This is a genomic window from Streptomyces sp. NBC_01241 (assembly GCF_041435435.1).
GTDB lineage: Bacteria > Actinomycetota > Actinomycetes > Streptomycetales > Streptomycetaceae > Streptomyces.
Map to the genome: position 1 here is coordinate 5,092,221 of NZ_CP108494.1, position 17,183 is coordinate 5,109,403.

General features: G+C 67.6%; 7 protein-coding genes. 6 read left to right on the forward strand and 1 reads right to left on the reverse strand.

Going from position 1 to position 17,183, the window contains the following annotated elements; genetic code table 11:
* The first annotated feature begins 101 nt into the window (after nt 1–101).
* The 5 genes from OG306_RS22855 (at nt 102) to tuf (ending at nt 8,867) form a co-directional block, all read left to right on the forward strand.
* Complete coding sequence (locus OG306_RS22855; RefSeq protein ID WP_266747951.1) at nt 102–4,001, forward strand: DNA-directed RNA polymerase subunit beta'; 3,900 nt, start codon at nt 102–104, stop codon at nt 3,999–4,001.
* Between the two features lie 499 nt (nt 4,002–4,500).
* A complete protein-coding gene (gene rpsL, locus OG306_RS22860; protein ID WP_003948652.1) occupies nt 4,501–4,872 on the forward strand; it encodes a 30S ribosomal protein S12 in 372 nt (123 codons plus the stop codon).
* A gap of 2 nt (nt 4,873–4,874) precedes the next feature.
* Nucleotides 4,875–5,345: a 30S ribosomal protein S7 gene (gene rpsG / locus OG306_RS22865; protein WP_093897234.1), complete on the forward strand. Its 471-nt coding sequence runs from the start codon at nt 4,875–4,877 to the stop codon at nt 5,343–5,345.
* 38 nt (nt 5,346–5,383) lie between these two features.
* Complete coding sequence (fusA, locus tag OG306_RS22870) at nt 5,384–7,513, forward strand: elongation factor G (RefSeq protein ID WP_266747952.1); 2,130 nt, start codon at nt 5,384–5,386, stop codon at nt 7,511–7,513.
* Nucleotides 7,514–7,673: 160 nt separating this feature from the next.
* Nucleotides 7,674–8,867 carry an elongation factor Tu gene (tuf, locus tag OG306_RS22875; RefSeq protein WP_266747953.1) on the forward strand — a complete coding sequence of 398 codons (1,194 nt, stop codon included), beginning with the start codon at nt 7,674–7,676 and terminating at the stop codon, nt 8,865–8,867.
* Between the two features lie 116 nt (nt 8,868–8,983).
* Here the strand turns inward: tuf and OG306_RS22880 are convergent, their stop codons facing one another.
* Nucleotides 8,984–10,303 carry a sensor histidine kinase gene (locus tag OG306_RS22880; RefSeq protein ID WP_266905732.1) on the reverse strand — a complete coding sequence of 440 codons (1,320 nt, stop codon included), beginning with the start codon at nt 10,301–10,303 and terminating at the stop codon, nt 8,984–8,986.
* Between the two features lie 294 nt (nt 10,304–10,597).
* On the opposite strand from OG306_RS22880, the gene OG306_RS22885 reads away from it, so the two are divergent.
* Complete coding sequence (locus OG306_RS22885) at nt 10,598–16,873, forward strand: DNRLRE domain-containing protein (RefSeq protein WP_266747955.1); 6,276 nt, start codon at nt 10,598–10,600, stop codon at nt 16,871–16,873.
* Nucleotides 16,874–17,183 lie beyond the last annotated feature (310 nt).

The following is a 17,183-nucleotide window of genomic DNA, read 5'->3' on the forward strand; positions in this document are numbered from 1 at the left end:
CGGCCGGCTCTCCCCGGACCCGTTCAGACCATTGCTGAAGTGCCCCGATTTCTCGCGTGACGCGAGGGGGCTCGAACCCCCGAAAGAGGGATTGACGACAAGTGCTCGACGTCAACTTCTTCGACGAGCTGCGGATCGGCCTTGCCACCGCGGACGACATCCGGACCTGGTCCCACGGCGAAGTGAAGAAGCCGGAGACCATCAACTACCGCACGCTCAAGCCCGAAAAGGACGGACTCTTCTGCGAGAAGATCTTCGGTCCGACCCGGGACTGGGAGTGCTACTGCGGCAAGTACAAGCGTGTCCGCTTCAAGGGCATCATCTGTGAGCGCTGTGGCGTCGAGGTCACGCGCGCCAAGGTGCGCCGTGAGCGCATGGGCCACATCGAGCTTGCCGCTCCCGTCACCCACATCTGGTACTTCAAGGGCGTCCCGTCGCGCCTGGGCTACCTGCTGGACCTCGCGCCGAAGGACCTCGAGAAGGTCATCTACTTCGCCGCGTACATGATCACGTTCGTGGACGAGGAGCGCCGTACGCGCGACCTGCCCTCGCTGGAGGCGCACGTCTCCGTCGAGCGTCAGCAGGTCGAGAACCGTCGCGACTCCGACCTCGAGGCCCGTGCCAAGAAGCTCGAGACCGACCTGGCCGAGCTGGAGGCCGAGGGCGCCAAGGCCGACGTGCGCCGCAAGGTGCGCGAGGGTGCCGAGCGCGAGATGAAGCAGCTGCGCGACCGTGCGCAGCGCGAGATCGACCGCCTCGACGAGGTGTGGAGCCGCTTCAAGAACCTCAAGGTCCAGGACCTGGAGGGCGACGAGCTGCTCTACCGCGAGCTGCGTGACCGCTTCGGCACGTACTTCGACGGCTGCATGGGCGCCGCCGCTCTGCAGAAGCGCCTGGAGTCGTTCGACCTCAACGAGGAGGCCGAGCGCCTCCGCGAGATCATCCGTACCGGCAAGGGCCAGAAGAAGACCCGTGCGCTCAAGCGCCTCAAGGTCGTCTCCGCGTTCCTGCAGACCAGCAACAAGCCCAAGGGCATGGTGCTCGACTGCGTGCCGGTCATCCCGCCGGACCTGCGTCCGATGGTGCAGCTGGACGGTGGCCGCTTCGCGACCTCCGACCTGAACGACCTGTACCGCCGTGTGATCAACCGCAACAACCGCCTCAAGCGTCTCCTCGACCTCGGTGCCCCCGAGATCATCGTGAACAACGAGAAGCGGATGCTGCAGGAGGCCGTCGACGCGCTGTTCGACAACGGCCGCCGCGGTCGCCCGGTCACCGGTCCCGGCAACCGCCCGCTCAAGTCCCTCAGCGACATGCTGAAGGGCAAGCAGGGTCGATTCCGTCAGAACCTTCTCGGTAAGCGTGTGGACTACTCCGCGCGTTCCGTGATCGTCGTCGGCCCGCAGCTCAAGCTGCACCAGTGCGGTCTGCCGAAGGCCATGGCGCTGGAGCTCTTCAAGCCGTTCGTGATGAAGCGCCTGGTCGACCTGAACCACGCGCAGAACATCAAGTCGGCCAAGCGCATGGTCGAGCGTGGCCGTACCGTGGTGTACGACGTCCTCGAAGAGGTCATCGCCGAGCACCCGGTGCTGCTGAACCGTGCGCCGACGCTGCACCGCCTCGGCATCCAGGCCTTCGAGCCGCAGCTGGTCGAGGGCAAGGCCATTCAGATCCACCCGCTCGTCTGCACCGCGTTCAACGCGGACTTCGACGGTGACCAGATGGCCGTGCACCTGCCGCTCTCCGCGGAGGCGCAGGCCGAGGCCCGCATCCTGATGCTGTCCTCGAACAACATCCTGAAGCCGGCCGACGGTCGTCCCGTCACCATGCCGACCCAGGACATGGTGCTGGGCCTGTTCTTCCTCACCACGGACGAGGAGGAGCGCAAGGTCGTCGGCCAGGGCCGTTCCTTCGGTTCCACGGCCGAGGCGATCATGGCCTTCGACGCCCGCGAGCTGTCGCTCCAGACGAAGGTCGACATCCGCTTCCCGGTGGGCACCATCCCGCCGCGCGGCTGGGTGCCGCCGGTCGCCGAGGAGGGCGAGCAGGAGTACCAGCAGGGCGACACGTTCCGGCTGCGTACGTCCCTGGGCCGCGCGCTCTTCAACGAGCTGCTGCCCGAGGACTACCCGTTCGTCGACTACTCGGTCGGCAAGAAGCAGCTCTCCGAGATCGTCAACGACCTCGCCGAGCGCTACCCCAAGGTCATCGTGGCGGCGACGCTCGACAACCTGAAGGCGGCGGGCTTCTACTGGGCGACCCGTTCCGGTGTCACCGTGGCCATCTCCGACGTCGTGGTCCCCGAGGCCAAGAAGGCGATCGTCGCGGGCTACGAGGCGCAGGACGAGAAGGTCCAGAAGCAGTACGAGCGCGGTCTGATCACCAAGGACGAGCGCACGCAGGAGCTCATCGCGATCTGGACCAAGGCGACCAACGAGGTTGCCGAGGCGATGAACGCGAACTTCCCCAAGACGAACCCCATCTTCATGATGGTTGACTCGGGTGCCCGAGGAAACATGATGCAGATGCGTCAGATCGCCGGTATGCGTGGTCTGGTGTCCAACGCCAAGAACGAGACGATCCCGCGTCCCATCAAGGCGTCCTTCCGTGAGGGCCTCACCGTTCTGGAGTACTTCATCTCCACGCACGGTGCCCGTAAGGGTCTGGCGGACACCGCCCTGCGTACCGCCGACTCGGGTTACCTGACCCGTCGTCTGGTGGACGTCTCGCAGGACGTGATCATTCGCGAGGAGGACTGCGGCACCGACCGTGGCCTCAAGCTGAAGATCGCCGTCAAGGGCGCGGACGGTGTGCTCCGCAAGACGGAGGACGTCGAGACCTCGGTCTACGCCCGGATGCTCGCCGAGGACGTCGTCGTCGACGGCAAGGTCATCGCGCCTGCCAACGTCGACCTCGGTGACGTCCTGATCGACGCCCTGGTGGGCGCCGGCGTCGAGGAGGTCAAGACCCGTTCGGTCCTGACCTGTGAGTCCGCGGTCGGCACCTGTGCCTTCTGCTACGGACGCTCGCTCGCCACCGGCAAGCTGGTCGACATCGGTGAGGCGGTCGGCATCATCGCCGCCCAGTCCATCGGTGAGCCCGGTACCCAGCTGACGATGCGTACCTTCCACACCGGTGGTGTGGCCGGTGACGACATCACCCAGGGTCTGCCCCGAGTCGTCGAGCTCTTCGAAGCCCGTACGCCCAAGGGTGTCGCCCCGATCTCGGAGGCGGCCGGCCGCATCCGTATCGAGGAGACCGAGAAGACCAAGAAGATCGTCGTCACCCCGGACGACGGCAGCGACGAGACGCCGTTCCCGATCTCGAAGCGTGCCCGTCTGCTGGTGGGCGAGGGCGACCACGTCGAGGTGGGCCAGAAGCTCACCGTGGGTGCCACCAACCCGCACGACGTGCTGCGGATCCTCGGTCAGCGCGCGGTCCAGGTCCACCTGGTCGGCGAGGTCCAGAAGGTCTACAACTCGCAGGGTGTGTCGATCCACGACAAGCACATCGAGATCATCATCCGGCAGATGCTGCGCCGTGTGACGATCATCGAGTCCGGCGACGCGGAGCTGCTGCCGGGCGAGCTCGTCGAGCGCTCGAAGTTCGAGACCGAGAACCGTCGTGTGGTCACCGAGGGCGGTCACCCCGCCTCCGGCCGTCCGCAGCTGATGGGTATCACCAAGGCCTCGCTCGCCACCGAGTCGTGGCTGTCGGCGGCGTCCTTCCAGGAGACGACCAGGGTTCTGACCGACGCGGCGATCAACGCCAAGTCGGACTCCCTGATCGGCCTCAAGGAGAACGTCATCATCGGTAAGCTCATCCCGGCCGGTACGGGTCTGTCCCGCTACCGCAACATCCGGGTCGAGCCGACCGAGGAGGCCAAGGCCGCGATGTACTCGGCCGTCGGCTACGACGACATCGACTACTCGCCGTTCGGCACCGGCTCCGGCCAGGCCGTTCCGCTGGAGGACTACGACTACGGTCCGTACAACCAGTAAGCGAGTCGCTTGATTGATCGGAGGGCGGTCATCCCGTTGCGTACGGGGTGGCCGCCCTTCGGTGTGTCGCGATGCTCTCCGGAGTGTGGTATCTCACGGCCGCGGCGCGTTCCGCACGCCGGCCGGGGTCCGGGGCGGCGCGCGAGCGGGGCCGTGGGCGCCCTGTACGGGCCGTGGGCGCCCTGTACGGGGCCGTACGGGGTTTCCGGAGGGCCCGGGTACAGGTGGGGACAAGCCAAGTGCCCGTGGCGGCGCGTACCGGTGGACAGTATTTGTTTTGACCGGAGTCGACGAGGTAGGTACGCTCAGACCTTGTGCCTGGGGTGTGTCTGGGCTCGTGTGCGTGTCCTCAACCGCATGGCGAGTCCGTCAGTGGCCACCGTGATCTGCGCTCTTTCTGTCTTGCGGCAGGAGCCTGCAGCATTCGACACACCCGACCGCGTGGGTCGGTGACGTTCCAGGTTAGTTTCACGAACGGCACACAGAAACCGGAGAAGTAGTGCCTACGATCCAGCAGCTGGTCCGGAAGGGCCGGCAGGACAAGGTCGAGAAGAACAAGACGCCCGCACTCGAGGGTTCGCCCCAGCGCCGCGGCGTCTGCACGCGTGTGTTCACGACTACCCCGAAGAAGCCGAACTCGGCACTCCGTAAGGTCGCGCGTGTGCGTCTGACCTCCGGTATCGAGGTCACGGCCTACATCCCGGGTGAGGGACACAACCTGCAGGAGCACTCCATTGTGCTCGTGCGTGGTGGCCGTGTGAAGGACCTGCCGGGTGTTCGTTACAAGATCATCCGCGGCTCGCTCGACACCCAGGGTGTCAAGAACCGCAAGCAGGCCCGCAGCCGCTACGGCGCCAAGAAGGAGAAGTAAGAATGCCTCGTAAGGGCCCCGCCCCGAAGCGCCCGGTCATCATCGACCCGGTCTACGGTTCTCCTCTTGTCACCTCGCTGATCAACAAGATCCTGCTCAACGGCAAGCGTTCCACTGCCGAGCGGATCGTGTACGGCGCCATGGAAGGCCTCCGCGAGAAGACCGGCAACGACCCGGTCATCACGCTGAAGCGCGCGCTTGAGAACGTCAAGCCCTCGCTCGAGGTCAAGTCCCGCCGTGTCGGTGGCGCCACCTACCAGGTGCCGATCGAGGTCAAGCCCGGTCGCGCCTCCACCCTCGCGCTGCGCTGGCTCGTGGGTTACTCCCGCGCCCGCCGCGAGAAGACCATGACCGAGCGCCTCATGAACGAGCTGCTCGACGCCTCCAACGGTCTTGGCGCTGCCGTCAAGAAGCGCGAGGACACCCACAAGATGGCCGAGTCCAACAAGGCCTTCGCGCACTACCGCTGGTAGTCGCTACCCACATCGAGACCGAGAGAAGACTGAGCCATATGGCCACCACTTCGCTTGACCTGGCCAAGGTCCGCAACATCGGGATCATGGCCCACATCGACGCGGGGAAGACGACCACCACCGAGCGGATCCTGTTCTACACCGGCGTCAGCTACAAGATCGGTGAGACGCACGAAGGCTCCGCCACGATGGACTGGATGGAGCAGGAGCAGGAGCGCGGCATCACGATCACGTCCGCCGCGACGACCTGTCACTGGCCGCTCAATGATGTTGACCACACCATCAACATCATCGACACCCCCGGTCACGTCGACTTCACCGTCGAGGTGGAGCGTTCGCTCCGCGTCCTCGACGGCGCCGTCACCGTGTTCGACGGTGTGGCGGGCGTCGAGCCGCAGTCCGAGACCGTCTGGCGACAGGCGGACCGCTACGGCGTGCCCCGCATCTGCTTCGTCAACAAGCTCGACCGCACCGGCGCCGATTTCCTTCGCTGCGTCGGCATGATCGTGGACCGCCTCGGTGCGGTTCCGCTGGTCATGCAGCTCCCCATCGGTGCCGAAGCCGACTTCAAGGGCGTCGTCGACCTCGTGTCGATGAAGGCCTTCGTCTGGTCGGACGACGCGCCCAAGGGCGAGATGTACGACACGGTCGAGATCCCCGAGACCCACGTCGAGGCGGCTGATGAGTGGCGCGCGAAGCTGCTCGAGGCCGTCTCCGAGAACGACGACCAGATGATGGAGCTGTACCTGGAGGGCGTCGAGCCCACCGAGGAGCAGCTGCACGAGGCGATCCGTCGGATCACCCTCGCATCGAAGGGCAGTGCCGACTCGGTCACCGTCACCCCGGTGTTCTGTGGCACGGCGTTCAAGAACAAGGGCGTCCAGCCCCTGCTCGACGCGGTCGTCCGCTACCTGCCCTCCCCCCTGGACGTCGAGGCCATCGAGGGCCACGACGTCAAGGACCCCGAGGTCGTCATCAAGCGCAAGCCCTCGGACGACGAGCCGTTCTCCGGCCTGGCGTTCAAGATCGCGAGCGACCCGCACCTCGGCAAGCTCACCTTCGTCCGGATCTACTCCGGTCGCCTCGAGGCCGGCACCGCGGTGCTGAACTCGGTCAAGGGCAAGAAGGAGCGCATCGGCAAGATCTACCGCATGCACGCGAACAAGCGTGAGGAGATCGCGTCGGTGGGCGCCGGCGACATCATCGCCGTCATGGGCCTGAAGCAGACCACCACCGGTGAGACGCTGTGTGACGACAAGAACCCGGTCATCCTGGAGTCCATGGACTTCCCGGCGCCGGTCATTCAGGTCGCCATCGAGCCCAAGTCCAAGGGTGACCAGGAGAAGCTGGGTGTCGCCATCCAGCGCCTCTCCGAGGAGGACCCGTCCTTCCAGGTGCACTCCGACGAGGAGACCGGCCAGACCATCATCGGTGGTATGGGCGAGCTTCACCTCGAGGTGCTCGTCGACCGCATGAAGCGCGAGTTCCGCGTCGAGGCGAACGTCGGCAAGCCGCAGGTCGCGTACCGCGAGACGATCCGCAAGGCCGTCGAGCGCATCGACTACACGCACAAGAAGCAGACTGGTGGTACCGGCCAGTTCGCGAAGGTGCAGATCGCCCTTGAGCCCCTCGAGGGTGGCGACGCGTCCTACGAGTTCGTCAACAAGGTCACCGGTGGCCGTATCCCCCGTGAGTACATCCCTTCGGTGGACGCGGGTGCGCAGGAAGCCATGCAGTTCGGCATCCTGGCCGGCTACGAGATGGTGGGCGTCCGCGTCACCCTTCTCGACGGTGGCTACCACGAGGTCGACTCCTCCGAGCTCGCCTTCAAGATCGCCGGTTCGCAGGCGTTCAAGGAGGGTGCTCGCAAGGCGTCCCCCGTGCTCCTGGAGCCGATGATGGCCGTCGAGGTCACCACGCCCGAGGACTACATGGGCGATGTCATCGGCGACCTCAACTCCCGCCGTGGCCAGATCCAGGCCATGGAGGAGCGCAGCGGCGCTCGCGTCGTGAAGGGCCTCGTGCCCCTCTCGGAGATGTTCGGCTACGTCGGAGACCTCCGCAGCAAGACCTCGGGTCGCGCAAGCTACTCGATGCAGTTCGACTCCTACGCCGAGGTTCCGCGGAACGTCGCCGAGGAGATCATCGCGAAGGCCAAGGGCGAGTAACTCTCCCGAGCTCACGCTTTAGGCTTGTCACCGGAGCCTGGTGGGGCATTCGTCGCGGAGCGCAAGCAACGCGGTGAATGCCCCCGGCTCCGGCATCCCAGCAAAGATCACCTGGCGCCGATGAAGCAAGGCGTACAGAACCACTCCACAGGAGGACCCAGTGGCGAAGGCGAAGTTCGAGCGGACTAAGCCGCACGTCAACATCGGCACCATCGGTCACATCGACCACGGTAAGACGACCCTCACGGCCGCCATTACCAAGGTGCTGCACGACGCGTACCCGGACCTGAACGAGGCCTCGGCCTTCGACCAGATCGACAAGGCTCCCGAGGAGCGCCAGCGCGGTATCACGATCTCGATCGCGCACGTCGAGTACCAGACGGAGTCGCGTCACTACGCGCACGTCGACTGCCCGGGTCACGCGGACTACATCAAGAACATGATCACGGGTGCGGCGCAGATGGACGGCGCCATCCTCGTGGTCGCCGCCACCGACGGCCCGATGCCGCAGACCAAGGAGCACGTGCTCCTGGCCCGCCAGGTCGGCGTTCCGTACATCGTCGTCGCCCTGAACAAGGCCGACATGGTGGACGACGAGGAGATCCTGGAGCTCGTCGAGCTCGAGGTCCGTGAGCTCCTCTCCGAGTACGAGTTCCCGGGCGACGACCTGCCGGTCGTCAAGGTCTCGGCGCTCAAGGCGCTTGAGGGCGACAAGGAGTGGGGCCAGACCGTCCTCGACCTGATGAAGGCCGTCGACGAGAACATCCCGCAGCCCGAGCGTGACGTCGACAAGCCGTTCCTGATGCCGATCGAGGACGTCTTCACGATCACCGGTCGTGGCACCGTCGTCACCGGTCGTATCGAGCGTGGTGTCCTCAAGGTCAACGAGACCGTCGACATCGTCGGTATCAAGCAGGAGAAGACCACCACCACGGTCACCGGCATCGAGATGTTCCGCAAGCTGCTCGACGAGGGCCAGGCCGGTGAGAACGTCGGTCTGCTCCTCCGTGGCATCAAGCGCGAGGACGTCGAGCGCGGCCAGGTCATCATCAAGCCCGGTTCGGTTACGCCGCACACCGAGTTCGAGGCCCAGGCCTACATCCTGTCGAAGGACGAGGGTGGCCGTCACACCCCCTTCTTCAACAACTACCGCCCGCAGTTCTACTTCCGTACCACGGACGTGACGGGCGTTGTGACCCTTCCCGAGGGCACCGAGATGGTCATGCCGGGCGACAACACCGTCATGAACGTCTCGCTGATCCAGCCCGTCGCCATGGAAGAGGGCCTGAAGTTCGCCATCCGTGAGGGTGGCCGGACCGTGGGCGCCGGCCAGGTCACCAAGATCGTCAAGTAATTACCTGACTGTCTGACCTGGTTGCTCCGCACAGAGCACCGAGAAGGGCCCCGGCCCGCCGCGCGAGCGGTGGACCGGGGTCCTTCGGCGTTGTCCGACGTCATGCGGGTCCCGGGTCAGCCCACGGCGTCCCGCCGGGGTGCGGGGCCCGGGGGCGTGTCCGGACGCCGGGTTCGGCCCGTGGTGCGGTTGCCACTACCGAGCGGCAGTGGCAACCGCACCAGCAGACGGAAGTGTCCCGGTGACGGCCGCTCGGCGGTCACGGTTCCGCCGAGTGCGGCGGCGCGGGCGGCGAGGCTGGTGAGGCCGGTTCCCGGAGCGGCCGTACCGGGGGAGTCGGGGGCGTCGTTGCCTACGGAGAATTCGACGGACCGGTCGGTGGCCGCCTTGTGGACGATGCTCAGGGAGATCGAGCAGTGGGCGGCGCGGGAGTGATGCAGGACATTGGCGACGGCCTCCCGCGCGACCACGGCGAGACAGTGGTCGACGGCCCGGGGCAGATCATCGGCGGTGAACGGCGCGATGTCGCTGCGCACGGTGATCCCGGCGGTGGCGAGGACCTGCGCCGCCTGGGCGAGCTCCGTGGCCAGCGACAGGGTGACGTTGTCGCGGGAGACGGCTCGGACCTCGGCGAGGGTGCGGCGCGCGATGGCGGCGATCTCGTCGAGGACGGCGGCGGACTCCTCGTCCTCCGTGCCCAGGGAGGCGCGGTTCGCGATCAGGGTGAGCGCCGAGCCGATGACGTCGTGCAGGTCGCCGGCGATCCGGTCGCGTTCGGTCTGTACGGCCGCGTGGGCGGCGTGGTTCTGAGCGGCGTGCAGCCGGGCGACGAACAGGGCGAGCTGGGCGATGCCGTAGACACTGCCCGCTGTGGTCAGGGTGGCGAGCAGGACGCCGAGGCCGCTGCGGTTCTCGAACTCGAGACCGCTGACCAGGAGCGGCCCGCTGGCACAGACCGCCACCGCGACGAGCACGGAAGCGGGGCGTGGAACGGTCAGCAGGACGGCCCCGGCCAGGAACCCCAGCAGGCTCAGCCAGGGCAGCTTGAGCAGCAGCACCGGTCCGTAGGTGAGCAGGGCCTGGAGGACCAGGAGGGCCCATCGGAAGCGGTAGCGCAGACGGTACGGCGGGGGCGCGTACTGCCCGAGGAGCACGGCGGGCAGGAGGATCAGCAGGATCAGCGCGGTCACGGCCGACCGGCGGCTCAGCGGAAGCGTGACCAGGTCCAGAGCGAGCAGCGCGACGGTCCCGCCGACCAGGAGAACGAGCGCGGGGCCGGCGGTGAGGGCGTGGCGAGAGATGGGGCGACGGAAACGGAGCATCGACTTCCACGACTTGGGAGGGGTGCGGAGGTTGTACGACCGGCTGGTGACCGATGCCGGGAAATCCATTCTGTTGAGGTGGGTCATCCCCGCGCGGAGGGCCGCGTGGCGCATGGCCCTCCGCCGACGGCTGTTCAGGGGCCGGGTTCGCCGTGGCGGCCGACGGCGGGAAAGGGGCTGTCGTACGCACCCCGGGGCTGATCGCTCCCTGCCGGCGCCCCGTAGCGGCTGACGTCGGGTCGGGCCGGGGTCCGTCATGGCCTGTGGTGATCCGAATGTGAAGCCGTATTCGTGACGTGGTCACTTCACTACCCGTGGTGCGGAGATTTGACTCGTCGGCGTTGTGATCGTCGGACGAGGGAGTCACCTCCGGTGAAAATCGAGTGGAACACGGAAAGAGCCCCGAATGTGGCCAGGAAGAGACGGGTCCTGCCTCGGATCGCCCTGACCTTGGCGGGCCTGCTGATCGCGGAGGTGGCCGTCACTGTGGCCACGACCGGCGAGGCCGTCAGCCTGCCTGTCGGCAGGGGGGAGGCACTGTCCCGTACCACCCCCGCGCCCGCGAAGAAGGTCACCGAGGCCGCCGACGTGAACGCGGCGCGGGTCGCGGCCCGGCTCTCGGGCAACCGGGTGGAGGTCCTGTCCGAGCGGACCGAGACCTCGACCACGTACGCGGAGCCGGACGGAAGCCTGTCGGCCGAGTTGTTCCAGGCACCGGTACGCATACGTGAGAGCGACGGCGCGTGGGCCGACATCGACACCGAGCTGGAGCGGGTCGGCCGGGACTATGAGCCCCGTACGGCACTCGCCGACATCACGGTGTCCGGCGGAGGGACCACCGGGCCAGGCCTGCTGGCCTCCGTCGAGCGTGGCGCGAAGTCGTTCGGCATGGGCTGGCAGGAGGCGCTGCCCAAGGCCGAGGTCGACGGCGACATCGCTTCCTACGACCTGGGCGGCAGCCAGACTCTGACGGTGCGTGCGCTGGCCGACGGGTTCGAGCAGAACGTCGTGCTCGACAAGGCACCGGAGCAGCCCCCCGTCTACCGGATTCCGTTGCGGCTGAAGGGCCTTGTGCTGTTCAGGGACGACGAGACCGGACGGTTGCTTCTCAAGGACGCGGCGGGAAAGCTGACCGCCGAAGCTCCGGCGCCGGTGATGTGGGACTCGTCCACCGATCCCGTGTCCGGGGAGTCCCGGCATCTCGCCCAGGTGGACACCAGTATCGAGACGGCGAAGGACGGCGCGCAGACCCTGGTGCTCAAGCCCGACCCGGAGTACTTCCGGACGTCCGGGCTCACCTACCCCGTGACCGTCGACCCGACCTCGACACTGGCGGCGTCCACCGACACCTGGGTGGCGACCAACTACCCCGACTCGCAGTCGTCGTCCAAGGAGCTGAAGTCCGGGACGTACGACGCGGGTTCGACGAAGGCGCGGTCGTACCTGAAGTTCGACGCCGCCAAGTTCGTTGGGCAGAAGATCCTTTCGGCGAACCTGTCGCTGTATTCGTACTGGTCCGCGACCTGCGCCACCAATGGCTCCGGTACGCAGATACGCCGGGTCACCTCGTCGTGGACGAACTCCGGACTGACCTGGGGAGCCCAGCCGTCCACCACCGAGACCGGGGCGGTCATCAGCACCAAGGCGCTCGGATTCTCGTCGGCCTGCCCGGCGGGCACCGTCAATTTCAATGTCGCGGGCATCGTGCAGGCGTGGGCGGACGGGGCAGCCAACTACGGCGTGCAGGTGCGTGGTGTCACCGAGACGGACTCCTCCACCTGGCGCCGCTACCGCTCATCCAAGTACGCCGCCGGTGACAACGCGGTGGAACCGCACCTCACCGTGAAGTACAACTCGTACCCCGCGAAGCCGACGGCGGTGGCCATCGCGCCGTCGCAGGTGAACGCCTACAACGGCAAGCGGTACGTCACCTCCCTCACCCCGCAGCTCTCGGCCAAGGTGACCGACGCGGACGGCGACACGGTCAAGGCGCAGTTCGAGATCACGCCGGACCCCCAGTACACCGACGGGGCCGGTTACGCGTACACCGCCACGAGTGCCGGTGTCGCCTCCGGCGGAACCGCGAAGATCACGGTCCCGACGGCGAACGCCTTCCCGTCCGGCTCGCACCTGCGCTACCGGGTGCGGGGCTACGACGGCTCGTTGTACGGGGCGTGGACGGGCTACACCACCTTCGTGCTGAACACGGCGAAGCCCACCGCGCCCGGCGTCAGTTGTGTCCCGTACACCAAGGACACCTGGACGGAGAAGAACGCCGACGGTGCCCAGTGCACCTTCTCCACCACCTCCACCGACGGCCAGGGGTATCTGTACGGTCTGAACGACCCGGCCACCCCGAAGCGGATCGACGACACGGTCAAGGGCAGCGGCGGCATTCCGCTGACCGTCACCCTCAAGCCGGGCGACGGCTGGCACACCCTGTACGCGCGGACGATCGACTCGGGCGGCAATCTGTCCAACGCCACCACCGCGTACGAGTTCGGCGTCGGCGACGGCGCTGCCCTTCTGACGCCTCGTGACGGCGACCGGCCGGCCCGGCGGCTGAGCCTCGGCGCGAAGGGCAAGCCCACCTACACCGGTGTCACGTACCAGTACCGACGGGGAGAGACGGACACCTGGGCCAACGTTCCCTCCGCCGCCGTCACCAAGGACGCCGACGGATCGAAGGTGACCGGCTGGCCTTTGGCCACCACGGCCGGCAGCCCGCCGAAGCTGACCTGGAACATCACCGACAGCCTCGCCGAGGACGGCCCGGTCGACGTCCGGGCCGCCTTCACGGACGGCTCGGTGACCCGCTACTCCCCGGTGGCGACCGTGACGGTCGACCGCAACGCGGGGACCGCGCCCAGCGAGTCGGTGGGTCCCGGCACGGTGAACCTGCTGACCGGCGACCTCACCCTCTCCGAGACCGACGCCTCCGCCTACGACCTGTCCGTCACGCGCACCGCCTCCTCGCGGAAGCCCGATGCCGGGGCGAAGCAGAGCGGGCAGTTCCCGATCTACGGCAAGGAGTGGAGCGCGGGCACGGTCGCGGAGCTGACCGAGTCCGACTGGTCGTACCTCAAGCAGTCCACCACGACCTCGGTTGCCCTGGTGGACGTCGACGGCGAGGAGTTGGGCTTCACCAAGCTCAGCAACGGCGGCTGGAAGCCGGAGCCCGGTGCCGACGAGTTCACCCTGACCGGTTCGCTGACCGGGTCGTTCACGCTGAAGGACACCGAAGGCACGGTCACGGTCTTCACCAAGTCGTCGGGCGCCACCACCTGGCAGGTCGCCTCCTCCGCCCTGGACGGCCTCGCCAACTCCACCACCACCGTGGTCTCCGAGACGCTGACCGTGGGAACGGACAAGCTGGTCCGACCCACCCGCGTCATCGCACCCACCTCGGCCGTGTCCGCGAGCACCTGCACGGCCACGCCGTCCACCAAGGGCTGCCGCTCGCTGGAGTTCGTCTACGCGACGTCCACCACCGCCACAGGGAGCACGCTGGGCGACTTCAAGGACCAGCTGCGTGAGATCCGGCTCTGGGCCACGGCGCCGGGCGCGTCGGCTGCCACCGCGAAGGCCGTGCAGACGTTCGCCTACGACAGTGCGGGCCGGCTGCGGCAGGCCTGGCACCCGCAGATCTCGCCCGCTCTGAAGACGGAATACGCGTACGACGACGCGGGCCGGATCACCCAGGTGACGCCGCCGGGCGAGCTGCCGTGGACCATGACGTACGGCAAGGCGGGCAACGCCGCGACCGCCGGTGACGGCATGCTCCTGAAGGTGTCGCGTGCCGCCCTCAAGCCGGGCACGACCGCCACGCCCGAGGGCACGGCGACCACGAGCCTCGTCTACGACGTGCCGCTGAGCGGTACCAAGGCCCCGTACGCACTGGGTACCTCGGACACCGCGGCCTGGGGCCAGGGCGCGGCGCCGACCGACGCGACCGCCGTCTTCCCCGCCGACGCCGTCCCCGCCTCCCACGCGGGTTCGGGGCTCGGCGCGGGTGACTACAAGCGGGCCACCGTCACCTACACCGACGCCTCCGGCCGCCAGGTCAACACCGCGCAGCCCGGCGGGCATCTGTCCGCCACCGATTACGACCAGTACGGCAACACCGTGCGCGAGCTGACAGCCCGCAACCGGGAGATCGCCGTGGGCAGGACAGCGGCGGCGAAGGAGACCCTGGCCGGCCTCGGCCTCGACGGACTGTCCTCGGCGGCGCGCGCCGAACTGCTCGCCACCCGCACCGTCTACGACGACAAGGGCACCAAGGAATTGGAGGAGTTCGGCCCGGCCCGCCGCGTCGACCTGACCACGTCCGTCACCGCCGGGTCGACCACGCTTCCGGCAGGTGAGTCCGTGGTGGCCCGCACCTGGACGAAGAACACCTACGACGAGGGCCGTCCCACCGACGGAACGGCGACGGTGGAGAACCAGATCACCAAGGTCGTCACCGGAGCCCAGCTCCTGGACTTCCCGGCGATCCACGCCGAGCAGCGGGTGACCCAGACGGTCTACGACTGGGTCAAGGGCCTGCCGACGAAGACGATCAACGATCCGTCCGGCCTCGCCCTGACCGCCACCAAGGAGTACGACACCCAGGGCCGTATCACCAAGGAACTGCTGCCCGGTGCCACCGGCACCGACGCTGCCACGCGCGTCACGACGTACTGGTCGGCGACCGGCACCGGAGCCTGCGCGGGGCGCCCCGAGTGGGCGGACCTGGTCTGCTCCACCGGACCCGCCGGCGCAGTCACGGGAGGCGGCAGCAACCCGAGCGGCCTGCCGGTGACCATCACCGAGTACGGTTGGCACGGGACGCCTGCCAAGGCGACCGAGACCGCGAACGGCGTCACCCGCACCACGACGACCAGCTACGACGAGGCCGGTCGTGTCGTCGGGACGGCGACGACCGGCGGCGTCGGGGCGGCGGTTCCGGACGCCACGACCGAGTACGACCCGGACACTGGCCAGGCGGTCCGCACGGTCTCCACGACCGGCGGCACGATCACCAAGGCGTTCGACAAGCTGGGCCGTGAGGTGTCCTACACGGACGCGGACGGCGGGGTGACCAGCACCGCGTACGACCTGCTCGGCCGCCGGACGAAGGTCACGGACTCCGTCCCCTCGACGGTGACGTACACCTACGACCACAGCGCCGAGCCCCGCGGCCTGGCCACGAAGACGGTGGACTCGGTGGCGGGCGCCTTCACGACCGCGTACGACGCGGACGGCGGGGTAGCCACCGAGCGGCTGCCCGGCGGCTACACCCTCACCGTCGACCAGGACACCACCGGCACCACGGTGGGCCGCACCTACACGCGGGACAGCGACGGTGTGCTGGTGGCCTCGGACATGGTCTCCGAGTCCGTCCACGGACAGGCCACATCGCACACCGGCTGGTCGGCGCAGGAGTACGGGTACGACAAGGTGGGACGGCTGACGTCGGTCGACGACACCGTGGGCGATGTGTGCACGCGCCGCGCCTACACCTTCGACAAGCGCACCAACCGCACCCGGCTGACGTCGTCGGCCGCGGCGGAGGGCGCCGACTGCACGGGCACGGGCACGGTCACGACGACGTCGCACGCCTACGACAGCGGCGACCGGCTCGTGGACGCGGGGTACGCGTACGACGCGTTCGGCCGTACCACGACTCTGCCGGGCTCGTCCTTCGCGTACTACGCCAACGACCTGGTCCACACCCAGACTACGGACGATCAGCGCCAGGCCTGGACGCTGGACGCGGATCATCGTTTCCGGTCCTTCACCGTCGAGACGGACATCGACGGCACCTGGACCCGGTCGGCATCCAAGCTCAACCACTATGACGGCGACGGGGACAACCCACGCTGGATCGTCGAGGACACCACCAGCGGCACCGTCAGCCGCCACGTCGAATCCGCCGGCGGCGACCTTGCCGCCACTACCGACGCCACCGGAGAGGTGGTCCTCCAACTGGCCACCATCCACGGCGACATCGCCCTCCAGCTTCCGCTGGATCCCGGCGAATCCCCCGTCGCGCTCGACAACGACGAATACGGCAACCCGAGAACCGGCCAGGCACCCACCCGCTACAACTGGCTCGGCGCCAAACAGCGCTCCACCGAGACCCTCACCGGCCTCACCCTCATGGGCGTCCGCCTCTACAACCCCGACACCGGCCGATTCCTTTCGACCGACCCTGTCTACGGTGGCGGAGACAACGCTTATGCCTACCCGGGCGACCCGATCAACCAGTTCGACCTCGACGGCAAAAGTTGGTGGAGCAAGGCCAAGCGAGTGGCCAAGAAAGCCGGACGGATCGCCTGGAAGTACAAGTGGGACATCGGACTCACCGCCGCCGGATTCATCCCGGGTGTCGGCGCCGTGGCATGGGGTGTACGGGCGTACCGCACCTATCGCACTGTCCGAACGATAAACAGGGCCAGGCACGCAGCGTCAAAGGTTCGCTCCATCAGTCGCTACACGCGCGCCGGTAAACACAGGGCACCGCGAATCAACGGCCGTTCTACCAGGGGCTGCTTCGCTTACGGTGCAGGACTCTGGGGCGCCGGCGCTACATTGGGCTATGCAGCTCGAGGAAAGAGCATAAACGGAGACGTGGTGGGCGGAGCCACGGTGATGGGAGCGGGATGGCATATTGGCCGCTACGCTCGCCGAGGCCACTGCTAGTGCCGTGACCGGCAATATGCCCCGTAAAGAGCGTCGCCCAGTGTGTGCGATCGCAAGGCGGCCGGAAGTCCTTGAATGGGGTCTCCCCTGCTCGAACGTTGTTGAGAGCTTAGGGAAGGAGCTACCAGGGCTTTTGGCCAACGCGGAAGGGGCCCCTGGCCCTCAAGGCCTTGGGGGAGTGCGTGCTGGGTGGCGCGACGGGGTAAACGTTGCCGGGAGGGGCACTAGCCCGCCGCACCCGTAACCGCCAATCCGAGCGGAGACAGGTGACTGGGTGGCACACCGATGCGCCACCCGGTCACCGGAACTC

Coding starts and splice junctions, on each gene's coding strand:
- rpsG (WP_093897234.1), top strand. CDS start 4,875: ATGCCTCGTAAGGGCCCCGCCCCGAAGCGCCCGGTCATCATCGACCCG.
- fusA (WP_266747952.1), top strand. CDS start 5,384: ATGGCCACCACTTCGCTTGACCTGGCCAAGGTCCGCAACATCGGGATC.
- OG306_RS22880 (WP_266905732.1), bottom strand. CDS start 10,303: ATGCGCCACGCGGCCCTCCGCGCGGGGATGACCCACCTCAACAGAATG.